This is a genomic window from Rhizobium sp. AN6A (assembly GCF_900215635.1).
Classification (GTDB): Bacteria; Pseudomonadota; Alphaproteobacteria; order Rhizobiales; family Rhizobiaceae; genus Agrobacterium; species Agrobacterium tumefaciens.
Genome location: NZ_OCNC01000002.1, coordinates 223,996 through 245,355 on the forward strand (window position 1 = coordinate 223,996; position 21,360 = coordinate 245,355).

Below are 21,360 nucleotides of genomic sequence, written 5' to 3' on the forward strand. Positions count from 1 at the left end.
TAAAAGCTGCTCGATAATTGCGTGCAGAACCGGAATTCTGACAACGGATGTCCCTTCAGAGACCAAGACGTCCCCTGCACATGAATTTCCTGCAACTGGCATGCAATATGGCTGCCGACCGGCGGCCCTTTGGCGGAAGGAGGCAAAACCTCCCGCAACCACTCATTTCGGCAGGAGTCTGCTCGTCATATCCGCAAACCATTGGTTCAGACCGAACCACGGTCCGTTGTCGAAGCGAACGGCAGCGGGTGTACCGATTTCAGCCGACAGGTCATGTCCGCCAAAATCGATCCTGACTGCTACCCGGTCGCTGGTCGCGGCGGACTGTTCGCTGACCTTTGGCAGTTTAGACACCACCACATCATGCAGAACCGTGCCTTGCGGCAGGTCCACGCTCACATGCGGCGCCTTATAGAGCGCCATCAGATGTGAACGATCCACCATGGCGACCACGTGCGGTTTGGAATCCGCATGACGCAGCCCCAACACCTGGGCTCCGACCTTGATCTGCGTATCGACAGCCGGACCGGTGGGCTCGGCGGCGCAATCGCATGATGCGACGACCGACGTGCTTTGTCCGCTTTCGGTCAGAACGGTCAAAATCCGCTCACCACTTTTTACCGGTCCAGTCACCAGATTGGTGATGATGCCGTTGGCAGGTGCAAGAACCGGAACCGTATCGACCGTGACCACCGCACTATCGGCTTCGAAGACCCAGAGACGCTGATAGAGGCTGCTTGCCAGAAACGCTGCAAGCGCGAGCGAGATGGCCAGCGTGGCGACAATACCCAAGGCTTTTCGGAATTTGCCAGCGCCCGGCACCACCTCGTCCGATTTTCGTGGCCGCAGCTTCACCTCGCCGGAAGCGCGCCTGGCGAAATCGAGAATGTCGTTACCCTCGACGATCTCGCCACTGAGATATGAATCGTGAATGTAACGCAGCATACGCTGCGCGGCCGGAGACGTATCGACGAACTTGAAACCCGTACGGCCGGTTTCCGCGCTAGAATGACGCACTTCCGCTTTCACGGGCAATAGCATGTCGAAACCATCGAGAGGGATCTGCAACTGCAAGGGCAGCACTTGTCCTTCTTCGAAGGTGACATCGCCTGTTGCGACACCCACCCCACCCAAAGACCAGTCGATCGAGGAATATCTGTGCTGATCGATCACGCATTTCAGCGGCAACTTGTAGCGCGCATGCTGGCGTTGCTCATCCGCTTCGAAACTCACGATGCTCATATTCATTTTGGGCTCCTTCGCGGGTCAGCGCATACCGAAAATCGCCGTCGTCGCCCCAAGGCCTGGGACGGACAATTGTCCGACGAGCAACGATATGAGGGTTACAAACAGGGTAATCGATAAAACATGCATGTAGGTGGAAGAGGCGTTTTTCAGCGCGGCGGCTCGACCCGTGCCATTGGCGGACAGTGTTGTTTTCTGCCGCGTCCACTTCTGGCGATCGAGATGGAAGAAAATGTATGTTTTTATGATCGAGCCGAAAACCTGATTGAAATAGATGAAAAAGGGATAGAAAATCGAAACCCGCGGCCGGGAATTGAACAGCATCAACGTCATGATGTAGCGGGTCAGCAGAACCCAGGCGAAATAGGCCGGGAAAATGAACGGGTTGTCGAAAAGCCCGATCAGTATGACCATGACAAGGCCGGCAAGCGACGTCCACATCGAGATGCGCTGATCGAAAATCGTCCACCAGGTAAAATAACCGATATGCCAGGGACCAAGGGCCAGTGCGCGGCTGTTCGTCCGCAGCATGTTGCCGAACCAGCGCGTCATCAATTGCGCCGCGGCCTGAAAAAAACCTGATGTCGGCGGGTCTTCGACTGTCGCGACGGTGACGTCGGGCACATACAGCATGTGATAATTGTTGCGCAGGAGCCAATACCAGCTCGACTTGTCGTCACCGGTGAGGAACTTCAGCCTGCCAAGACGCCAGTGCTCGATATAGTCCCGTTCCACCTGCCGAATGAAATCGGAATTGGTGACGACAGAGGCGCGGAACATCGACATTCTGCCCGTCAGCGTCAGCACGCGCCTGGAGAGCCCGTTCGACGACATGAGAATATGGCGTTGCGCAAACCGCAAGGAATACCAGACGTGAAATGACGATTTTCCACGCACCCGCGAGGTTTCATCCGTGGTCAACGCACCAACGCGACCATCCGCGAAGAAACCGGCGCACCGATCGACGAGGTTTTCGGGCACAATGGAATCGCCATCGATAACTGCCACGACGTCATCGCTTCGCGGCTCCAGCTTGGAGACGGCCCGAAACGCATAGGCCAGCGCATCCCGCTTGCCGCTGCCATTGATGCGCACGATCACCAGACGGATATCCGTGTTCTCGCCGCAAATAAGGCGATGCATCGAACGGATCAGGCGCTGGTCGGACATTTCGACGATGGATGCGATGACCGTCGCACCGCCGCGAGACGCAAGCGCTGCGCGGAATGCGGCGCGATAGACCTCGGCTGTTGTGTCGCCGTCGATGCGAAAACTGGTTACGATGAGATAGGCATGAGGCGCTTGCCCGTTTTCCGCACTCAGCTGGAGATGACGATCCGCTCGAATGCGCATTTTCGGGAAGACAACGCTACGGTAGATGTTGGACCGCACGAAATGCAGGATACCCCAGAAATACCGCCACACGGCCAGCGCGCCCAGACCGAACAAAAGACCCGCGTTTGCGCCAAAGAGCACGCCTTCCGGGACGATCACGATCAAGCTGGCGAGGCCAAGCACAAACAGCAAATGGGCTGGAAGACTTTCGCTCCAATTGACGATAGCGGATTGCTCCCCCGCCTGAGAAACCGGCACTGTCGACAATCTATCAACAGGCAATACTTCATCAGGAAGACCGAGCACTCTCTTTTCAAGATAGTGTCTCATAGCATAATCCATCAATGAAATAAATTTACAAAACTTACGATCAAAACTCGAAGTAAATTATATGAAATTCGCTATATATTCGTATATTATATTTTATTAATGGAATTAATCAAACTATAAATCATTATACACAGCGTGAAATTCATATATTTATACGATATCATCCAGATAACGTACCGGTATCTCCCACAGCACGACTTTTGGTGCTGCTTGCGAGCGAAGTTTCTCCAGAAAATCCTGCATGGGCGCAAAAGGCCCCTTTCCTTCCCTGGCATAGTTGAGAACATCCACCTCGCATGTCGTTTTCAACTGATCTTCAAACGACCAGAGCGGATTCGCGCTATAGCTCGTCCCGACCAGCACGACCTGATCCGCCGGTGCAGCTCCAGCCTCGCCATCAGCAAATAACGCATCGGCATGATCCGCCCTGGCCGCAGCCGATATCGGCTGAATAATGTCTAAGCCCGTGCCGGCTCCGGACAACATCCAGCCGGCATCGACAAACTTTGCGAGGTCGCCGACATGGTTGACGTCGTGCTGGGATACACTGTCAAAAACAGTTTTCATCAACTGATCGCGACGGGGAATGGCGGCACACGCCGCCTTGGCCGCCAGACCGCTACCTTTGACCGTCCAATGCGTATCCGATCGCAGAAAAAGTTCTTCAGGCTTTGCCGAACTGAACGTCGCGGCCACGTCTGCCGCCGCGATCCCCTTCTTGTTCAGGAAGGCCATAAATCTCTCGTAGAGATCGGCATTGGTTTCCGGCAAAACGTTACTGCCCAACTGCCCGGCCACGACTTGCGCTTTGGGCGGGATCGGCACGATAACCAGAATAGTGCCTTTTTCCGCCAATATCGAGCGAACATCCGCAATCGTCTGGAAAGACGTTGCAAGATTGGCCTCCGATGTCCGGCTCCACGCAAACTCCTCCGCCGTGAAAAGCCAGCCGCTCCGGCCAACGATTGCACCTTTCCTGGCTTCCCCGAAAACGCCGAGAGAAACTGCATTAAAAAACTCGACGGCGAAATTGCTGAACGGCAATTCCCGCTCGTAGCCTTCTTCAAACCGACTGGCGACTTTCCCGGTCCAGATATCGGCAAGATCATCCACTTTCAGGTCCTCATCCGGTATATCGACCACATAATTGGTGGTAATTCCGGCACCAGTCAGCAAAAGAAAGAGAACCGACGCGGTTGAAAGCAAACGTGGTGAGATCATGCGCCGTACTCCCTAAAACTGAAAATAGAGGAAGGGTGAATCATTGTCGGCCGTCAGCTTCAATATCGAAATCATGCCAAAAAAACAGACAATGCCCGTTGCCGCCAAAGCCACGCCCGCAGTCGACGGATGAAGCGGCATATGGATCAATCGCTCGGCCGGGAAAGTCCGGTTGAACCACGGCTCAATAAACACCACCGCCACACCAACGGCCAGGGAAGCAAGAGCGAAGTTCTTGATCTGCCACGCAATATCCGGCTGGATATCAAACCCGTTGAAACCTGACAGTCCGCGATACATGTCAACCGCGCTGTGCACGTCGAGTGATCGGAACATGACCCACCCGAGCATGACCAGCAACAGGGTGCCACCCAACGCCACGACAGAGCGTTTATCGGACGGCTTGACCCCGAGCAGGCGCTCCAATGCCAGAAGCCCACCGTGCCAGACACCCCACAGTATGAAGGTCCAGTTCGCGCCATGCCACAGTCCGCCCAGCACCATTGTAATGAACAGGTTGAAATACGTCCTTACCGTTCCCAGCCGGTTTCCGCCGAGTGGAATATAGAGATAATCCCGCAGCCAGGCCGACAGGCTGAGATGCCAGCGACGCCAGAATTCCGTGATGGAACGGGAAACATAGGGACAGTCGAAATTTTCGATAAAGCGGAATCCCATCATCATTCCCAATCCGATAGCCATGCTGGAATAGCCCGAAAAATCGAAATACAGCTGTATCGAATAAGCGATGGTTCCAAGCCAGGCCTCGGCAAATGTCGGGTCGGCTTTGGCGAATATCGCATCCGCTATAGGTGCCACGGAATCCGCAATCAGTACTTTTTTGGCCAGCCCGGCAAAAAACCGAATGCCACCTTCGGCAAAAAGCTCGAGCGAATGCTGGCGATATGTGAACTGATGGGCAAGGTCCTTGTAACGCAGGACAGGACCGGCAACCAATTGCGGAAACAGGGCCTTGAATGCTGCAAAATCGAAAAAGTTCTGCGCTGGTGGCGCGTCTTCCCTATAAATATCGATAAGGTATGAGATCGCCTGAAATATATAAAAAGAGATGCCAATCGGTAGCAGGATTCGTGCATGCCACGATTTGAACGGGTCACCGCCATTGAAGAGGTCGGCGAGGCTGTCCATGAAGAAATTGCAGTATTTGAAATAACCGAGCACAAGTAAAGGCCCGGAAATCGCAGCAATCAGCAATCTTTTGCGCGCTTGCGCCGTGCGTTCCACATAGATCAGCTTTCCGAAGATATAGCTCCAGAGCGTCACGAGGAAAAGCAGGGCAAGGTAATCTATCCTCCACCATCCGTAGAACAGGTAGGAAAACAGAAGTATAACGAGTGATTTGTACCGGAATGGAACGGAAAAATAGACACCGAGCGCAATCGGTAAAAACATAAATATGAATAAGCTTGATGAAAAAACCATCTTTATCGACTTTCTTCATGAAGGTCGAAATTAATATTCGTATATAAGAATATGAAATTATGCAGGAGTCAACAACCTGTTAATAAAAAATTAAACTACTTGTTGTTGACCCGCACATGGGCCGGTGTTGATGCGCTCCGACTACGCTTGAAGTCGAAAGGAATCATACCAAAGCGGTATCATTTGGATACGATCGCTGCTTGGGCGCTTCGGTACGCATCCTCTTTTCCGAAACCCTCTAGCCTTCCGCCAATCATCACACCTCGTGGCAACCAGTGGCCTACAGTCTACCAAGCCGCACATCAGCTCCTCGCCTCAGGCAGCGTTGACGTAGTAATAAGGGCCTTGTACTCCATGGTGCTGGTAGACGAATATCAGGATTGCACGATCAGCCAGCATAAGACCGCAAAAGCGCTTTCTCGCACAGTTCCTGTGATAGTGTTCGGTGATCCCCTCCAGGGAATTTTCGATTTTGGGGCAGAACCGATTGTCAATTGGACAAATAACGTGCTGCCAACGTTTCCTCAGATCGATGAGCTGAAGACACCTTGGCGATGGACGAAAAAAGGAAACGACGCTCTCGCTGAGTGGCTGAATAAAAGTGGCGCCGCCGCCCACAGGACCAGCGCTATTGGAAGACCGATAATGCTTACCGCCGCAATCGTTGCCAATTGAGGGAAATTGATGACGAATATTGTCAGGGCCGTGAGGGCAAGAAGTACCGGAAAAAACGCCTTGTAGACCACAAAGCCATGTTTCCCAGCTTCTGAGAGACGACGTGAAGAAATCCAAGGGAGAGCCTTTAGCTACGATCGTACGTCTCCATTCCTTCACACCATATAACGACAAATGCCAGTTGGTATGCAAGGTCGCGCTGCACGTTTCTTAGCGTGAGGTTGTTAAGATGTAGTCTAGAGTCGGTTCTCTTCAGATAGTTCAGTCGCTCGGCCTTTGCCAACAGGCCGGTAACGTGGGCGCGACTAATCCCGTAAGCCCGAGCGGCCGCCTTTCGGGAAAACTCACACCCTGTGCCATCAGCTTCACTTGCTGCGGCTGCCGACAGCAACTCAAGCAGCAACGGGAACCCGGGCGCGTGGCCAAGAAACATCCGCATCTCATCAGACATCTGAGGCAGTTCCTGCGAGTGTGCCAAAAGCCAGCACACACCATCGATCAAGTTCCTTTTGACAGTCGCGGTTTGCTCTGGCGTATTTATTTGCTGACGTTCGATCCAGGGGGATGCCGCGGCCAAATAGATTTCAGCCAATGTGCCTACCGTAAGAACCAGCCAGCCATTTAAGGACCATGGACGCTCCCGGTTATCGAAAAATGGTGCATGACGCTGAGCGGTATTCTCCAGCTCCAGCCAGTCTATCAGCGCACGTATCCTGCGGCTAGACGCCCAACCCTTGGGAACGACTACCCGCTGAACCGTAGCCAATGTAAACCGACCGCCTTGGATCGAGCACAGAGCGAGCGCACACGTGACAGCGGTGAACGCCCCGAGATCACCGAACGCACGGACAAGGCGCCGCTCCTCTTTATAAACGCGTGTTATCTGGTCACAAAGATAGGTGACGGCTTGATCGAAAGCCTCATCGTTCATGATCCGGTTCGCAAGCGGGGTCAGCCTCTGAAGAACTATCTCCGGCGCAGGTCGATCGGCGTTCCTTTGCGGGACCGGTTTCGAATCTTCGGAAATCTATTTTCGAGACGCCTTTCTCCCGAGGGTTTCTGAGTCTTTGCTACTTTATCGCGAAACTGACGGCTCTGGTTTGTACGCGCCTGCTGCACCCGCTCGCTGAAGGAGCGACAGCTAAAAATGGCGATCATGACGATATGTGCAGTTTGTTGCACTCCCGTTCCGGCTTGTTCAAAGGTATTAAAAAATACTCTCATAAATTGAACGTTAAGGAGCGTGACAAATGCGTACCCTTTTAAAACAGTTTGCGAACGTGACGCCTATTATTGGGGTAACCTACCGTTTTTATTATTTTCTCACATGGGGCTTACGATAACGTCTGCTTCGTGAAACGCTCGGAAAAACAATCTTAGAGGGTTTCTTTTCTTGAGGCATGCAGAGCTAAAGAGACTGCATCTGAAACTGGGTTCCCCCCATATTTTCCAGCCTGCCTGTCATTCGGTCGATCGCAACGCTGCGCGACCGTCAGCCTGAGCGATGTTCTTATTCTCACCCCCGAATTCTCCAAAGGAGGATAAAGCGATGCAACTTCGGCATGTTATTTTTGCGAGTATCTTCGCACTCGCCACGCAGTTCGATGTGCCCGAAATGCGGTATGCGCCACCTGCCCAGGCCGCCGCCCTCTCCACAGAGCAGGTAGCGGCCTTCCAGTCGAAGCTGGCAAAGGCCGAAGCGAGCCGAGATTTGCTAGGCCGCCGGTCCGTTTGCCTGATGGAGCACCTGACGGCGCAACAGCAGTTCAGCGCCGATCGCGAGCGGGCGCTTGGGCAGGCCATGTATCTGCAGATCGAGCTTGAACGGCAGGTCGTGCAGTCCGAAGCGGCCGTGAAAGGTTACGAGGATCTTGTCCAATCCGAGAACCAGAACGTTCAGGCGCGCCGCGCTGTTTTCGAAAAGGCGCGGAGGGAACGGGACGAACAGGCGGATCGTGTGCGGACCTGCAGCCAGGTTCTCTTCTTTTTGCCTGGAATTTGCCAAGGCGGTGAAGCGGTCGTCAAAGGTCTGGGCTGGATGAACGATGCGGAGAGGGAATTTCAGGCAGCGCTACCCCGGTTGCGCAATGCCGAAGAGGCCCTTTCAGGGGTTCGCAATCAGCTTGAAAACAATCGCCGCCAGTTGGCGGCGGCCCAGCAGAGCAATGTGGAAAACCAGAGCGCGGTCAAACAGCTGGAAGAACAGATCACCAGGCTCAAGACGGCGATTTCCACCATCAACGTCAAGGTCCAGGACTTCAACGTTCTGGTGGGCACCTTCACCAATACCCTCAAAGAAGCAACCGACGTCAATGCCGACGATGTCAGAATCCGTCAAATTGACAGGCTGTCCGCCGAAATCGACGGTCTGACCAACGACGTACCGCACTTTATCTCGTCCAACGAAACCGGCCTGCCGGACGAAGCCAGGCGAGCATGCGGATCATGAGAATGCGCATGACTCTCATTAACCACACTTCAACAGGAGCATGAAAATGACCAATGTCGCGACTTTTGAAAGCCGGGAAGCCAAAATCAACAGCGCAATCGACATGAATGTCGACGCGATCCTTTCGCAGCCGAAATTCAGCCTTCCAAAGGCGGATACGGCACTTGTCCGTTCCTATGTCGACAAGATCCAGGGAACATACGATGTCGAGCGCGCCAAGCGCGATACCGACAACGCGATTGATCTGCTTTACATCGCTTACAACACCACGCCGCAGGAGGAAGGCGACGTCCGTGTGCGCATCAGTGCAATCATGAACAAGCTGATAACGGCTCAGCAGAAAAGCGAGATCACCATGAGACGGGCGATGGATGTCGCCAATGGCATCGGAAAGCAGATCGCCGATCTCTTCCCGGATTGGCTCGACGTCCGCGAGGCGAACGACCAGTCAGAGATCAAGACGTTCGTTTCAAAAGACCTGATAAAGCTGGCGAAAAACATCCGTGACAAGGCCCTTGGTGTCCGCGATGACCTTCTCGTCATCGCCGCTTCCTATGATGGCATCATCAAGGATACGGTTCAGACTACGGACAAGAGCGAAACTGTTCTCAGTAAACGGCTTGTCGACAAGGCGGCGATCGAAAAGGAAATTGTGGAAGCGGACGCCCGGCGCGAACAGCTTGAATCGCTTGTGAACGATTTGAAAGTTCAGGTCGCGGAATTCGAAAAGAAGGCCGCTGAATACGAGACGCGGGCGAATACCGCCGAAGAGCGCGCCTTTGTCATGTCAATTGTGCGGGTCGGCGCGCAGATGATTTCAAGCGCTATTCCTGCGATCGCCCTGGTGGCTGGCGGTCCGGCATCTATGCTGGCATCATCGGTCGGCGGCGCGCTTTCGGGACAGTCCAAAGGTGGGCAGGATGTCGACGGGCAGCCTCAGGGAGGAAGCTCCCACACATCGACTGGTGGCGGCAAGGAGAATGGGGCCGCCAAGCAAAGCGAGCTTTCCGAGTGCAAGGCCGAACTCCGCAAAAGCTTGGAAAAACGCGACGCTTTGAAGGTGGACATCAAGTCGCTCGAGGAGTCCAAGTCCAAGCTAGCCGATGACGCTGCGGGCGCCGATCCGAAATCGAGCAAGGCTGTCGAACTCGCCGAACTTGAGAAGCGCCTGAAAGCGCGGTCCGACGAGCTCACGGCACAGGAGGAAAAAGTTGCGAAACAGGAAACACTGGTTTCCAGCCTGCAGGCGTCGCTCGACGCTCTGGACAAGGGGCTGGGCAAGCTCTCAGACGAGCAGCAGCAGCAGGCGGCGAGCCTGCGCGAAATCCAGATGCAGATGATTGACAAGGCGGAGGCTTATGAAAAGGAACGCCGAACCCAATCCGCCGAGCTCGTAAAGATAAACGCCTTGCTCAAAGGCAAGCAGACTGAGGACGACAAGATCAAGCTTGCGGTGCAGTCGCTGAACGTCAGCCTCTCAGCCTTGAAACGGATGAAGGAAATCATCGAGGAGGTTGCGTTTTTCTTCAAGACATTCGCAGATTTCATGCAGGCAGTCGCCGATGATGCCCAGCATCAGGTCAGCGGTATCGAAGCCGTTGCTGAACTGGACGTTATTCGAAGGAACCGCTTCGTACAGCTCGTCCGCTCCGTCGATGAGTTTTTCGTGCGGCAGACCGGCCAATGGCATGCCGTTGGGGTGGTCTGCGACAGGTTCAACCGCAGCTTTTCCGAAGGCTGGACAAAGCTGAACAAATTGAACGGCACCTATCTCACCGGCGATAGTCTCAAAGCTTATCTTTCAGTCGCATCTGAGAAACTCACCGAGATCGTTGCGGAACGCGAAGCCGCAGCGGATGCAAAAATCGCGTCACTGCAGGCTTATCGGCAGGATTTGAACGAGAGAGCCTGACACAGCCCAGCCAATGGCGGGCAGCCGGGCAGCGAGGATCGCTCTCGCTGCCGCTCTATCGAACGCCCGCACTGACGCTTCAATCACTGCATCTACCGCACTGCACCATCAATCTTTCGATCAACTCGGCGCAATGCGACCACGAGGTTCTCGGCGATCTTACCGCATCGCCGAAACAACCGTCGAAGACCGACGGATATATCACAACCCCCAAGTTTTGGAAGGAACTACACATGATTATTGCAGCGTGCAACGATGACCCGATGGTGGTCAATATCGCTCAACAAGCCGCAAACGCCAATGCCGGTGTATTCGGTGCCTGGTACAAAATCTTCGACTCCCAAATTCCCGATCTCGGTGCGTCGGAAGACTTATATATTGTTGCCCATGGCGCTGCGATCGGCGACGAGAACCAGCCCGTTATCGGCAACAAGCTGGATGCATTTTATCTGACTGCCCGCGACCTCAATGCCAACCTTCACATTTTTCCGGAGAACTACGCAGGGGGTGTCTACATCTACGCTTGCAAGTCAGCAAAGAAGGGAAAAGATGAGGTGAGTTTTATCGAGCAATTCAAAAAGATCGCCGGCTCCAGCTATCCGAACATGAGCATCTTCGGCCAAGTTGGTTCACCCTCGGGCCCGCTTCCAGCATCTGATCACGCCTCTTGGAAGAAAGCCTAAGTCTCATTCTGGGGCAAAATAGAAGGATTTCAGGCCTAATCGGCCTGAAATCTACACGCAAGCGATTTTTAAGATTAAAAGATCGTTGAGCCTTCGGCGTCCGACTTAGTCCGAGGCTGGAAGACCCGAGGCAGTTTGACGTTGCCCCCAAGTTTTATCCAGTTTTGAGTTCGCTCCAGCGGTTTTGTGAGGTGCTCCCCGTTTTTGGGCCAGCGGGAGCTGGAATTTTCCGGGGTTTTGGCTCCGGTCGGCGTTTGCGCCGATGAGCCGTTCATGAGCGAAATCGGCACCTTGTTGCCGATTGCGCTGTGTGGCCGGAACTCATTGTAGTCTCTACGCCAATCGCAGGTGCGCGCACCAGTGACTCTTCAGTGGTCGGTGACACAATCGGCTTCGACATCCTCCAGGCTCGGACGACGTCTATAATTCGAAGACCGGCCAGTGGGACAAGCTTGCGAGCGGCCCGAACCATGCCCCGAACATGGCCTACCTCGGCTGGGGCGTCTATGTGATGGCGCGTGTTGACAACGACGAGAAGAAGAAAAAGGCGGCGTGGAGCGCATCCGCGCATCTCGGCGGCAAGGATCTTGCTATCTGGACGGCCGCTTACCCGTCCGGCTTCCAGTGCTACCGCAAGAGCCAGTTCTACATCAAGGAATGGGTGTCTGCCGGTTACGACGAGGCGTTCATTACAAGTTACCTCGCCTCGCAATCGAACTCCTACAACCATCCAAACGCTGCCATCGAACCGCGCATTCCCGGCATCTTCCAATATTACAGTGTCGCGGAAGACGAACTGGCCAAGGTATTTGCGGGACAGGCAACGGCGCAGGCCGGTGCGGACTCCATCGCTGCGGCGTGGGAAAAGCTGACGGATCAGCTTGGGCGCGACAAGCAGATTGCACTCTACAAGGCCTCGCTTGGGGCATGATGCCCGGTGCCGGTTTTTAGTTGCAATAGCTCAGGCGGCGGGATTTTGCCGCCTGAACCACAAAGTCTTCCATTCGGCTCACCAGCCCAGAGGTCTGCCCATGTCGCATACGATCACGCAAACCATCAGCCCCGTGGAACGGACCATCGTTCCACCCAGCTCCGCGCGGCGCGGCAAGCTGTTGCTGGTGGCGGCGACGGTGCTGCTCCTTGGCGTTCTTCTCGCGCAGATCACTGACGTGGCGGGCATCACGGCCTTTGGTTTCGTCAGCTGGCGACCGCTGCTGTTTGCGTACATCATCTGGGCGGTGGCGCTTTGCGCAGCACAAGTGATGATCCGCGGAGAGGCGGGCCAGCGGGCGGCTTTCGTGTTGCCTGCCGTTCTCTTTACTGTTGCCATGGTGGTCTTTCCCACGGTTTTCGGCCTCTATATCGCCTTTACCGACTGGAACCTCAGTGCGGTGGCGGGCCGCCGGTTCAATGGACTGGATAATCTGCGCACGCTGTTTGCGGATCGCTATTTCTGGAACGCGCTGCTGAACATGGTCTATTATGTTCTGTCGGTGCTGGTGCAATATGCCATCGCCTTTGCGCTGGCACTGCTGCTGAACGCGGAGATCAAGGCGCGAAAATTCTTCCGTGTCACGTTCCTGCTGCCCCTGATGCTCAGTCCCGTTGCCGTCAGCTGGATGATCGGCAAATCGCTGATGGAGTATCGTTTCGGACCGGCGGCCACGCTTGCGCGCCATCTCGGATGGGATAATCCGGCATTTTTCTCCACCCCGTGGCTGGCGCGCTCCTCGATCATGGCCATGGATGCCTGGGTTTCCATACCCTTCATGATGATCCTGCTACTTGCGGGCCTTCAGGCCTTGCCTTCGGAGATCAAGGAGGCGGCGAAAGTGGATGGTGCTTCCGGCTGGCAGAGTTTCAAGGAAATCACCTTTCCACTGATGCTGCCGGTCAGCATCACCGTCATCATTCTGCGCATCATTTTTCAGCTGAAGCTGGCCGATATCGTCATCAACGTCACGGCAGGCGGGCCGGGCGGCGCGACCGATACGGTGTCGAGCTTCATCTTCCGCGAATATCGAGACCGTTCCAATGTCGGTTACGGCACGATGCTTGCGGAATTCTATCTCGTCATCATCATCATTTTCGTCGCGCTCATCCTCAAAGGGGCGAGCCGGTGGATGCAACGTGACAATTGAGGCTGAGCCGATGGCAACACATGTTGAAACATCCACCCCGCAACCAAGCCTCTGGTCCCGCCGCCCGCAGTTTCTGACCAGCAGTCTGCTGATCTATGCTGCCTTGGTGTTCTGGGCTTTCGTCTCGCTTTTTCCAATCTACTGGACTATCACCACATCCTTCAAGACGGCGGTGAATGTGACGCAGGGGCATCTCATTCCCTTTGTTGACTTCACGCCGGACTGGAAAGGCTGGCGCTCGCTGGGCCTCTCGCCCGATACGATCCTCGCGCAATCGACGGTGCGCGATGAATTCATTCGCCGCTTTCTCAACAGCATCGTTGCCTCGGCTGGCGCATCGTTTCTGGCCGTGTTGATCGGCTCGCTGGCGGCCTATGGCCTCAGCCGGTTTTCCTACAAGTTTCTCTGGATGAAAAACAAGGACATTTCCTTCTTCTTCCTGTCGCAGCTCATTCTGCCGCCGGTGGTGTTGGCGATGCCCTTTCTGGTTCTCTACAAGCACCTGATGCTGCTCGACACGCTCGTCGGACTGATCCTCGTCTATACGCTCATGGTGCTGCCGATCGTCATCTGGATCATGCGCGACCAATTCGACACCATCCCCGTCGAATTGGAGCAGGCAGCGCTTGTCGATGGCTGTTCCATCTGGGGCGCCTTCCTGAGGATCGTTCTGCCCATCGCCCTGCCCGGCATGGTCGCGGCCTTCATCCTGTCGGTCATTCTCTGCTGGAACGAGTACTTCTTTGCAGCACTTCTGACGAGTTCGAATGCCAAGACGCTACCGGTGATGGTCGCAAGCCAGACCGGCTCTCAGGGCATCAATTGGTGGTCAATGGCGGCTATTGCGACAGCGGCTATCATGCCCCTCGTTCTCGTTGGTATATTCCTGGAGCGTTACATCGTGAAGGGTCTCACCGCAGGTGCCGTAAAGTGAGGTCTTGAATGAATTCTGGCGTTTCCACCCTTGGTATTTTTGATGCCGATACGGCCTATCTCGCTCCACGCATGCCTGCTCTCGGGGAAACCATCACCGGCAGCGGTTTCTCGGTTGGACCGGGCGGCAAGGGTTCCAACCAGGCCGTCGCTGCGGCGCGGGCAGGTGCCGAGGTATCTTTCATTTCGAAGATCGGTCGCGATACTTTTGGCGATCTGGCGCTGAAGACTTACGAATGAGCCCGGGTAAACGCCAAGTTGAAAATTATGGACGACCAGCCGACGGGTGCGGCCTCACGGCGCGCTGACGCCAACGGATTGGCTTCTTAGTTCATGGCCTCTGTAATGCCTGACCATTGATGGCTGCCGGGATTCTGGTGGCTGACTTCGCGCGTCCTAAGGGGCGCGGAATAAGGTCGAAAAAGACGGATCCAAAACGAATTAATGCATTGCACAACACATTAAGCTTTACAAACTTTCTTTATTTTGTGAAGTTAGGTCAACAACGAGTGAAGTGAGCAAGACCAGTGACCCAATTGAAATTCGCCACCCGACTGAATTCCTTTGCCTCGAAGCCTGCTGCCGAATGGCCTGATCTTTCCGGCAAGCCGACCATGTTGCAAATGGCAAAGCGCGCCGCAAAGGTGGAGGGTCTGACGGATCTAGACCTGAATTATCCCGACCATGTGGCCGATGATCCGGCACTTCTTGCGCGCCAGATCGGCGATCTCGGCCTTGCGATCAATGGCTTTGCCATGCGCTATTATACCAATCCAGCCTTCAAGATCGGTGCTTTCACCAATCCTGACGCAGCTGTGCGGCGTGAAGCGATTGATCTGACGAAGAAGGGTATCGACGCCGCGCGCGCCGCTGGCAGCAATCTGATGACGCTGTGGCTGGGCCAGGACGGTTTCGATTACGCCTTCCAGGCTGACTACCACACACTTTGGCAACACGAGATTGACGGAATTCGTGAAGTTTGCGCGCATGATCCGGATTGCCTCGTCAGCATCGAATACAAGCCGAACGAGCCGCGTTCCTACAGTCTGATGCCTGATTGTGCGACCACCCTTCTGGCTATCAAGGATGTAGATATGCCCAACCTTGGCGTGACGCTGGACTTCGCTCATGTGCTTTATGCAGACGAGCAGCCTGCTTTCGCTGCCGCCCTGATTGCCCGCTACAGCCGCGTTCTCGGCGTCCATCTCAATGACGGTTACGCCAAGCGTGATGACGGCCTGATGGTTGGCGCTGTTCACACGCAGCAGACAATCGAGCTTCTGCGCCAGATCCGCAAGGATGGTTATGGTGGCGCGATCTATTTCGACACCTTCCCTGACATGACGGGTCTCGACCCGGTTCACGAATGCGAAGTCAACATTCAGACCGTCAAGCGGATGCTGAAAGTGGTGGATCGTATCGAGCAGGACAATCGCCTGTCCGGTGCCGTTGAACGTCAGGATGCCGTTTCTGCGCAGGCCGTCATTCAGGAGCTGATGCTCGGTTGATCTGGGCAGGAAAAATCCGAAAACCTAGTCACAACGCATGCCGAAGGCGTGCCGACACATTCCATCCGGGAGGAAACCGATGAAGACCTTTTTGAAGACGACACTTGCTGCCGGGCTTGCCGCCAGCTTCCTGTTCAGCGCAGCCTTTGCGCAGGAACTTGCGCCGCTGAATTCCGACACGGAAAAGGATCGCATGGACTGGTCGCAGCTTGAAGCCAAGCTTGGGCCTTTCCCGAAGCTGCCTGAAGGCACGAAGGCAGGTGCGGTTTCCAAAACGCTGACCAATGAATACTGGCGCTCGCTCGGTCTCGGATATGAGGCTTTCGGCAAGAAAGTCGGCGTTCCCGTTGCCTATCAGGCAGCGCAGAGCGAAGGCGACCAACTGGGCCAGCTGACGATTGCCGAAGGCATGATCACGCAGGGCTATAATGTTCTGCTCGTCTCGCCGCAGACCGATGCCAATCTCCAGCCGGTCATCGAGCAGGCCAAGGCCGCCAATGTTCCCGTCGTCAACGTCAATGACGCCGTCATTCCGCAGGCTGAGCATTATGTCGGTAACGTTCAGCGCGATAACGGCGTGCGTGTTGCCAAGTGGTTTATCGAAAACCGTCCGCAGGGCGGCAAGGTTGCCATTGTCGAGGGTCAGGCTGGCGTCTATGCCGCCGTTCAGCGCACCGACGGTTTCAAGTCCACGATCACTGAGAATGACAAGTTCCAGGTCGTTGCCAGCGTTCCTGGCAACTGGGACCGCCAGACATCTTACGACGCTGCTACAAACATCCTCAACCAGCATCCTGATCTGATCGGCTTTTACGCCAACAATGACGGCATGGCGCTGGGCATCGTTGAAGCGGTCAAGGCTGCCGGTCTTGCTGGCAAGGTCGCGGTGTTCGGCACCGATGGTATCTCCGATGCCTATGCGTCGATCAAAGCAGGCGAACTCACCGGCACCGTGGATAGTTTCCCGGTTCTAACGGGCGAAGTTGCGCTGGAAACCGCGCTGCGTCTCGTTGCCGGTCAGAAGTTGCCACGCGTGGTTGCCACTCCGCAGGCGCTGATCACTGCCGATAATCTCAGCCGCTATCAGGGCGAGGGCGTCGATGCGCGCGCCGTGCTGATGGAAGATGCCAAAACTGCAAAGTAATCGATGCTCAAGGAGATGCCGCATCAACCTCGGCATCTCCATCAGCCAAGAGATGGAACGATGACGCCACGACTGAGATTCGAGACGATTTCCAAGAGCTTTCCCGGTGTCAACGCGCTGACGGACGTTTCGTTTGACGTGGCTCCCGGCGAAATCCATGGACTTCTCGGCGAAAACGGAGCCGGCAAGTCAACGCTTTTGCGCATCCTGTCCGGTGTGTATCGCCCCACATCCGGTACCGTCTTCGTGGACGGAGAGGCCGTCGCCTTCAAAAAGCCGATGGACGCACGTGCCGCCGGTATTGCGATGATCCATCAGGAACTTCAGCAGGTCCCACACTTAAGTGTCGCCCAGAACATGTTCCTCGGACATTCGCTGACGCATATGGGCGGCATGTTCGTGTCCCGCCGCGAGCAGGAAGCGCGCGCAGCCGAAGCACTGTCCATGATCGACAAGACTATCGACCCGTCTGCACCGATATCCTCGCTGAAAGTCGCGCAGCGCCAGATCGTTGAAATCGGTCGCGCGCTTCTGGACAGGGCGAAGTTGATCGCCATGGATGAGCCGACATCGAGTCTGACGCCGAGCGAGTTCGATCGTCTGGCCGAAGTCATCGGCAGCCTGTCGCAAAGCGGCGTTTCCATTATCTACGTTTCGCACAAGATGGATGAGGTGTTCCGCATCTGCCAGCGCTCCAGCATCATGCGCGATGGCAAGCTGGTTGATATCGTCAATCTTGCGGACGTTTCGGAAACCGATGTGATTGCCAAAATGGTCGGTCGCGAGTTGATGCAGGAAGAGCATCAGTCATTCGTCACCAATACCATCAAGCTCGAAGCCAGAAACCTGTCCTCGGCCACCAGAATTCGTGACGTGTCCTTCACTTTGCACAAGGGCGAAGTTCTCGGCATTGCCGGGCTGGTTGGCTCTGGCCGCACGGAACTCTTGCGCCTGCTGGCGGGTGTTGACCGCGCAAGTGCAGGATCGATCAGCATCGATGGCAAGGAGCAAAGCTTCGCCAATCCGCGTGATGCGATTGCGGCCGGTATCGGACTGGTGCCGGAAGAGCGCAAGCGTGAGGGTATCATCCCATTGCGTCCCGTCTCCACCAATATGGCGCTGGCTTCCCTCGGCAGCTTTTCATCCGGCGGCATGATCAGCAACTCCAAGCTACGCGCCACCGCGCAGGATCTGTTGAAGCGAGTCAATCTGCGTCCGTTCCAACTGGATCGCCCAATCCGCCTGTTCAGCGGCGGCAACCAGCAAAAGGCGATTATCGCGCGCTGGCTGGCGGCCAAGTCGCAAATTCTGCTGTTCGATGAGCCCACCCGCGGAATCGATGTCGGGGCCAAGTCGGAAATCTATCACCTGATTGAATATCTCGCCCGTGAGGGCCATTCGATCATCGTCGTCTCTTCCGAACTTCCGGAAGTCATCCGTCTGTCTGACCGCGTGCTGGTCATGCGGGAGGGGCGGATTGCCGCGACCATTGAACGTGATCAACTGAGCGAAAGCGCGATTGTCGCGCATGCCATTCCAGGGACGAATGCAGATGCGGATGACGCGCGCATTGCGCGACCCGTGTGAACCTACAGGACAACCCATGACCAGCACTTCGAATGCACCCGCCACCTCTGCTCCGGCTTTCCGCCGTTTCTCGTTTTCACTGCGCGATGGGGGAACGCTGATCGGTCTCATCGTCATCATGGCGGTGTTTGCCGCACTGGTGCCGGGCTTCATTTCCGAGCGAAACCTCGTCAACATTCTCCAGCAGTCCAGCATCAATGCCTGCCTGGCGCTTGGCATGACGCTGGTTATCATCTCCGGCGGCATCGATCTGTCGGTTGGCCCGACGGCAGCGATCTCAGCGGTCGTCACCGCTAGCCTGCTCGTTGCTGGCACACCGATACCGCTGGCAATCCTCGCCGGTCTCGGCGTTGGCGTTCTTTGCGGATTCATCAATGGCGCGCTCGTTGCTTATGTCGGCCTGCAACCCTTCATCGTCACGCTGGGAACGCTCAGCACCTACCGCGCCATTGCGTTGATCTACACTGGCGGTAACCCCGTTCTCGGTATTCCTCCCGGCTTCCGCTCACTATTCAACGGCAATCTCTTCGGCATACCAACGCCTGTTTTGATCGTTGCTGTCGTTGCCATTGCCGCATGGATCCTGCTCAAGAAGACGCCGATTGGCGAATACCTGATGGCTGTCGGTGGCAATGAAGAAGCCGCTTATGTCGCTGGCGTTCCGATTGCCCGCACGAAGATCACGGCCTATGTCATTTCCGGCGGTCTAGCAGCTCTCGCCTCGCTCATCCTCATCGGACGCCTCGGTGCTGCCGAACCCATTCTCGGCAATCTATGGGAACTGGACGCCATTGCTGCAGCAGCCATCGGCGGCGCATCGCTTATGGGCGGCAAGGGCAGCATTCTCGGCACCATTCTGGGCGCGATCATCTTGGGTGCAATGCGCAATGGTTTGACGTTGATGAATGTTCAGGCCTTCTATCAACTCCTCGCCACCGGCCTTATAATCCTCGTCGCAATGATGATCGATCGCGCGACAAGGGGAAGAGAATGAATTCCGAAAGCTTCGACACAAAGGCCGTCGGCCCACGCATCCGCATGATGATGCCCCTGCTGACGCCACTCGAAGCGAAGGTTGTCGATACCGTGTTCGCCATGCGCGACTTCAGCGATGACACGTCCTTGAAGCAGATCGCAGATGATGCGGGTGTGTCGGAAGCCATGGTGGTGAAGATCACCAAGAAGCTGGGCTTTGCCGGTTATCGAGATTTCCGCACGGCCGTCAGCCAATATAACCGCCAGCCGACTGCGGACATGCATCAGGAACTGTCGGTGGACGATACCTCCCAGGAAATCGTGCAGAAGGTTTTCCGGACATCTATCAATGCCCTGGAGGAAACCCTCTCCATTCTCGATATGGTCGCGTTCGATAAGGCAGCGGACCTGATCCACGGCGCAAAACATCGGGATTTCTACGGTGTGGGTGGCTCTGCGCAAATCGCACGGGATGTATCGCATAAGTTCCTTCGCATCGGCGTGCGCGCCAGCGTGTTTGACGATGTACATATGATGCTGATGTCGGCAGCCCTATTGTCCGAAGGCGATATCGCCATCGGCTTTTCCCATTCTGGCAACACGACGGCAATCATTGAGGGGCTTCAACTCGCCAAGCGTAATGGCGCACAGACAATTGCGGTTACCAATTACAACTCATCTGCCTTGGCGCAGGCCGCCGACGTTGTCCTCTGTTCTACGGCTCAGGGCTCTCCCCTCATGGGGGAAAATGCTGCGGCCCGCATCGCACAACTGAATATTCTTGACGCCGTCTTCATGGCGGTCGCGCAACGCGACTATCAGGCGGCTGAACGAAATCTTGACCGGACCATGTCCGCGGTCAAATCCAAACGGAAAGATAAACCTTCATGACATCCTCGCCTCTCGTCACTGTTTTCGGCAGTCTGCATTATGATATTGCCGTCATGGGGCCATCGCGGCCACGCAAGGGCGAGACGGTCACCGGCACGTCATGGCACCCCAAAAGCGGCGGCAAGGGCGGAAACCAGGCGGTTTCGGCAGCACGCACAGGCGTGGCGACCTCAATGATCGGAGCCGTCGCCAATGATGATTTCGGGCGGTTCCTGCTTGCCAATCTGGAACGCAAAGGCGTTGATCACAGTTTCGTTCGACGCGATGCATCCCAGTCCACCGGCATGAGCGTCGCCATCTTTGATGATGAGGGGGATTACGGTGCAGTTATCGTGTCGGGTAGCAACCTGACCCTTGGTGAAGCCGATGTGAGTGCCGCTCGTGAACTGCTGTCCAGGACAACACTGCTCGTCCTTCAAAACGAGATTCCTGATGCCGCCAATGTCGTTGGCGCGCGCGCCGTCAAACAGGCAGGTGGCCTGGTGCTTGTCAATGCTGCCCCCGCGCGCGCATTGTCCAGCGATCTCCAGCCACTGATCGACATCCTCGTCGTCAACGCCATCGAAGCCGAAATGCTGGCAGGCGTTCCGGTCGTTGAGACCCTCGAAGGCGCTTTGGAGGCCGCGCGGAAACTGGTGCAGACCTTCCCGCAGATCGTCGTCACCGCTGGCGGTTCAGGGGTCGCTTACGCAAATCGCGATGGCGAGGAGATCGTCATTGAGGCTGTAAAGATAAAAGTCGAGAGTACGCATGGGGCGGGAGACGAGTTTATTGGCGTCCTGGCCGCGGAAATCGCGTCGGGCAAAACGATGAACGAAGCGCTTCGAAAAGCAAACTTCGAAGCTGCAAAACTGGTTGGGACACCAGAGGAAGACCGTCTTTGACGAA

At 55.7% G+C, this 21,360-nt stretch carries 17 protein-coding genes and 3 pseudogenes; 14 read left to right on the forward strand and 6 right to left on the reverse strand.

Translation table 11 applies throughout. The annotated features are described in order from the left end of the window. Window positions 1-162: 162 nt before the first annotated feature. The 4 genes from CRO62_RS02390 to CRO62_RS02405 form a co-directional block, all read right to left on the reverse strand. A complete protein-coding gene (locus CRO62_RS02390; RefSeq protein ID WP_097099043.1) occupies window positions 163-1,248 on the reverse strand; it encodes a PilZ domain-containing protein in 1,086 nt (361 codons plus the stop codon). Window positions 1,249-1,266: 18 nt separating this feature from the next. Then, the gene (locus CRO62_RS02395; RefSeq protein WP_323455438.1) at window positions 1,267-2,910 is read right to left on the reverse strand and encodes a glycosyltransferase; all 1,644 of its coding nucleotides are present in this window, start codon (window positions 2,908-2,910) and stop codon (window positions 1,267-1,269) included. A 150-nt stretch (window positions 2,911-3,060) separates the two neighbouring features. Then, window positions 3,061-4,131, reverse strand: a complete 1,071-nt coding sequence (locus tag CRO62_RS02400) for an alginate O-acetyltransferase AlgX-related protein (RefSeq protein ID WP_097099045.1) — start codon at window positions 4,129-4,131, stop codon at window positions 3,061-3,063. Between the two features lie 12 nt (window positions 4,132-4,143). Further along, the gene (locus tag CRO62_RS02405; protein ID WP_097099046.1) at window positions 4,144-5,574 is read right to left on the reverse strand and encodes an MBOAT family O-acyltransferase; all 1,431 of its coding nucleotides are present in this window, start codon (window positions 5,572-5,574) and stop codon (window positions 4,144-4,146) included. Window positions 5,575-5,625: 51 nt separating this feature from the next. Between CRO62_RS02405 and CRO62_RS27490 the strand changes: the two genes are divergently transcribed. After that, window positions 5,626-6,249: a UvrD-helicase domain-containing protein gene (locus CRO62_RS27490; protein WP_097099047.1), complete on the forward strand. Its 624-nt coding sequence runs from the start codon at window positions 5,626-5,628 to the stop codon at window positions 6,247-6,249. 127 nt (window positions 6,250-6,376) lie between these two features. Here the strand turns inward: CRO62_RS27490 and CRO62_RS02415 are convergent, their stop codons facing one another. Beyond that, window positions 6,377-7,180 carry a hypothetical protein gene (locus CRO62_RS02415; protein ID WP_097099048.1) on the reverse strand — a complete coding sequence of 268 codons (804 nt, stop codon included), beginning with the start codon at window positions 7,178-7,180 and terminating at the stop codon, window positions 6,377-6,379. 618 nt (window positions 7,181-7,798) lie between these two features. Here CRO62_RS02415 and CRO62_RS02420 point away from each other — a divergent pair. From CRO62_RS02420 to CRO62_RS02430, 3 genes are all read left to right on the forward strand, one after another. Beyond that, entirely contained in the window at window positions 7,799-8,698 is a 900-nt protein-coding gene (locus CRO62_RS02420; protein WP_097099049.1) for a hypothetical protein, read from the forward strand. Between the two features lie 46 nt (window positions 8,699-8,744). Beyond that, entirely contained in the window at window positions 8,745-10,610 is a 1,866-nt protein-coding gene (locus CRO62_RS02425; RefSeq protein WP_097099050.1) for a tyrosyl-tRNA deacylase, read from the forward strand. Window positions 10,611-10,843: 233 nt separating this feature from the next. Further along, window positions 10,844-11,293 carry a hypothetical protein gene (locus CRO62_RS02430; protein ID WP_097099051.1) on the forward strand — a complete coding sequence of 150 codons (450 nt, stop codon included), beginning with the start codon at window positions 10,844-10,846 and terminating at the stop codon, window positions 11,291-11,293. Window positions 11,294-11,541: 248 nt separating this feature from the next. Here CRO62_RS02430 and CRO62_RS26995 read toward each other — a convergent pair. Beyond that, a pseudogene (locus CRO62_RS26995) lies at window positions 11,542-11,637 on the reverse strand (integrase core domain-containing protein); the annotation flags it as partial. A 12-nt stretch (window positions 11,638-11,649) separates the two neighbouring features. Here CRO62_RS26995 and CRO62_RS02435 point away from each other — a divergent pair. The 10 genes and pseudogenes from CRO62_RS02435 to CRO62_RS02480 all read left to right on the forward strand — a co-directional run. After that, window positions 11,650-12,224, forward strand: a pseudogene (locus tag CRO62_RS02435) (sugar ABC transporter substrate-binding protein); the annotation flags it as partial. Window positions 12,225-12,324: 100 nt separating this feature from the next. Further along, on the forward strand, window positions 12,325-13,434 hold the full coding sequence (locus CRO62_RS02440) for a carbohydrate ABC transporter permease (RefSeq protein ID WP_097099052.1): 1,110 nt from the start codon (window positions 12,325-12,327) through the stop codon (window positions 13,432-13,434). Between the two features lie 10 nt (window positions 13,435-13,444). Beyond that, the gene (locus tag CRO62_RS02445; RefSeq protein WP_097099053.1) at window positions 13,445-14,368 is read left to right on the forward strand and encodes a carbohydrate ABC transporter permease; all 924 of its coding nucleotides are present in this window, start codon (window positions 13,445-13,447) and stop codon (window positions 14,366-14,368) included. A gap of 8 nt (window positions 14,369-14,376) precedes the next feature. Then, window positions 14,377-14,604 (forward strand): annotated as a pseudogene (locus tag CRO62_RS02450) (PfkB family carbohydrate kinase); the annotation flags it as partial. 299 nt (window positions 14,605-14,903) lie between these two features. Beyond that, window positions 14,904-15,875, forward strand: coding sequence for a sugar phosphate isomerase/epimerase family protein (locus tag CRO62_RS02455; protein ID WP_179784449.1), 972 nt, complete (start codon window positions 14,904-14,906; stop codon window positions 15,873-15,875). Window positions 15,876-15,954: 79 nt separating this feature from the next. Then, a complete protein-coding gene (locus tag CRO62_RS02460) occupies window positions 15,955-17,019 on the forward strand; it encodes a substrate-binding domain-containing protein (protein WP_097099055.1) in 1,065 nt (354 codons plus the stop codon). A gap of 60 nt (window positions 17,020-17,079) precedes the next feature. Continuing rightward, window positions 17,080-18,606, forward strand: coding sequence for a sugar ABC transporter ATP-binding protein (locus CRO62_RS02465; protein ID WP_097099276.1), 1,527 nt, complete (start codon window positions 17,080-17,082; stop codon window positions 18,604-18,606). Between the two features lie 16 nt (window positions 18,607-18,622). Continuing rightward, complete coding sequence (locus tag CRO62_RS02470) at window positions 18,623-19,600, forward strand: ABC transporter permease (RefSeq protein WP_097099056.1); 978 nt, start codon at window positions 18,623-18,625, stop codon at window positions 19,598-19,600. Continuing rightward, window positions 19,597-20,472 carry a MurR/RpiR family transcriptional regulator gene (locus CRO62_RS02475; protein ID WP_097099057.1) on the forward strand — a complete coding sequence of 292 codons (876 nt, stop codon included), beginning with the start codon at window positions 19,597-19,599 and terminating at the stop codon, window positions 20,470-20,472. Before CRO62_RS02470 ends, CRO62_RS02475 begins: the two co-directional genes overlap by 4 nt. After that, entirely contained in the window at window positions 20,469-21,356 is an 888-nt protein-coding gene (locus CRO62_RS02480; protein ID WP_097099058.1) for a ribokinase, read from the forward strand. The genes CRO62_RS02475 and CRO62_RS02480 overlap by 4 nt, the downstream gene beginning before the upstream one ends. Window positions 21,357-21,360: the final 4 nt, after the last annotated feature.

Excerpts from the sequence above, each read along its gene's own strand:
- CRO62_RS02390 (WP_097099043.1), bottom strand. The coding sequence starts at position 1,248 with ATGAATATGAGCATCGTGAGTTTCGAAGCGGATGAGCAACGCCAGCAT.
- CRO62_RS02395 (WP_323455438.1), bottom strand. The coding sequence starts at position 2,910 with ATGAGACACTATCTTGAAAAGAGAGTGCTCGGTCTTCCTGATGAAGTA.
- CRO62_RS02400 (WP_097099045.1), bottom strand. The coding sequence starts at position 4,131 with ATGATCTCACCACGTTTGCTTTCAACCGCGTCGGTTCTCTTTCTTTTG.
- CRO62_RS02405 (WP_097099046.1), bottom strand. The coding sequence starts at position 5,574 with ATGGTTTTTTCATCAAGCTTATTCATATTTATGTTTTTACCGATTGCG.
- CRO62_RS27490 (WP_097099047.1), top strand. The coding sequence starts at position 5,626 with ATGAAATTATGCAGGAGTCAACAACCTGTTAATAAAAAATTAAACTAC.
- CRO62_RS02415 (WP_097099048.1), bottom strand. The coding sequence starts at position 7,180 with ATGAACGATGAGGCTTTCGATCAAGCCGTCACCTATCTTTGTGACCAG.
- CRO62_RS02420 (WP_097099049.1), top strand. The coding sequence starts at position 7,799 with ATGCAACTTCGGCATGTTATTTTTGCGAGTATCTTCGCACTCGCCACG.
- CRO62_RS02425 (WP_097099050.1), top strand. The coding sequence starts at position 8,745 with ATGACCAATGTCGCGACTTTTGAAAGCCGGGAAGCCAAAATCAACAGC.
- CRO62_RS02430 (WP_097099051.1), top strand. The coding sequence starts at position 10,844 with ATGATTATTGCAGCGTGCAACGATGACCCGATGGTGGTCAATATCGCT.
- CRO62_RS02440 (WP_097099052.1), top strand. The coding sequence starts at position 12,325 with ATGTCGCATACGATCACGCAAACCATCAGCCCCGTGGAACGGACCATC.
- CRO62_RS02445 (WP_097099053.1), top strand. The coding sequence starts at position 13,445 with ATGGCAACACATGTTGAAACATCCACCCCGCAACCAAGCCTCTGGTCC.
- CRO62_RS02460 (WP_097099055.1), top strand. The coding sequence starts at position 15,955 with ATGAAGACCTTTTTGAAGACGACACTTGCTGCCGGGCTTGCCGCCAGC.
- CRO62_RS02465 (WP_097099276.1), top strand. The coding sequence starts at position 17,080 with ATGACGCCACGACTGAGATTCGAGACGATTTCCAAGAGCTTTCCCGGT.
- CRO62_RS02470 (WP_097099056.1), top strand. The coding sequence starts at position 18,623 with ATGACCAGCACTTCGAATGCACCCGCCACCTCTGCTCCGGCTTTCCGC.
- CRO62_RS02475 (WP_097099057.1), top strand. The coding sequence starts at position 19,597 with ATGAATTCCGAAAGCTTCGACACAAAGGCCGTCGGCCCACGCATCCGC.
- CRO62_RS02480 (WP_097099058.1), top strand. The coding sequence starts at position 20,469 with ATGACATCCTCGCCTCTCGTCACTGTTTTCGGCAGTCTGCATTATGAT.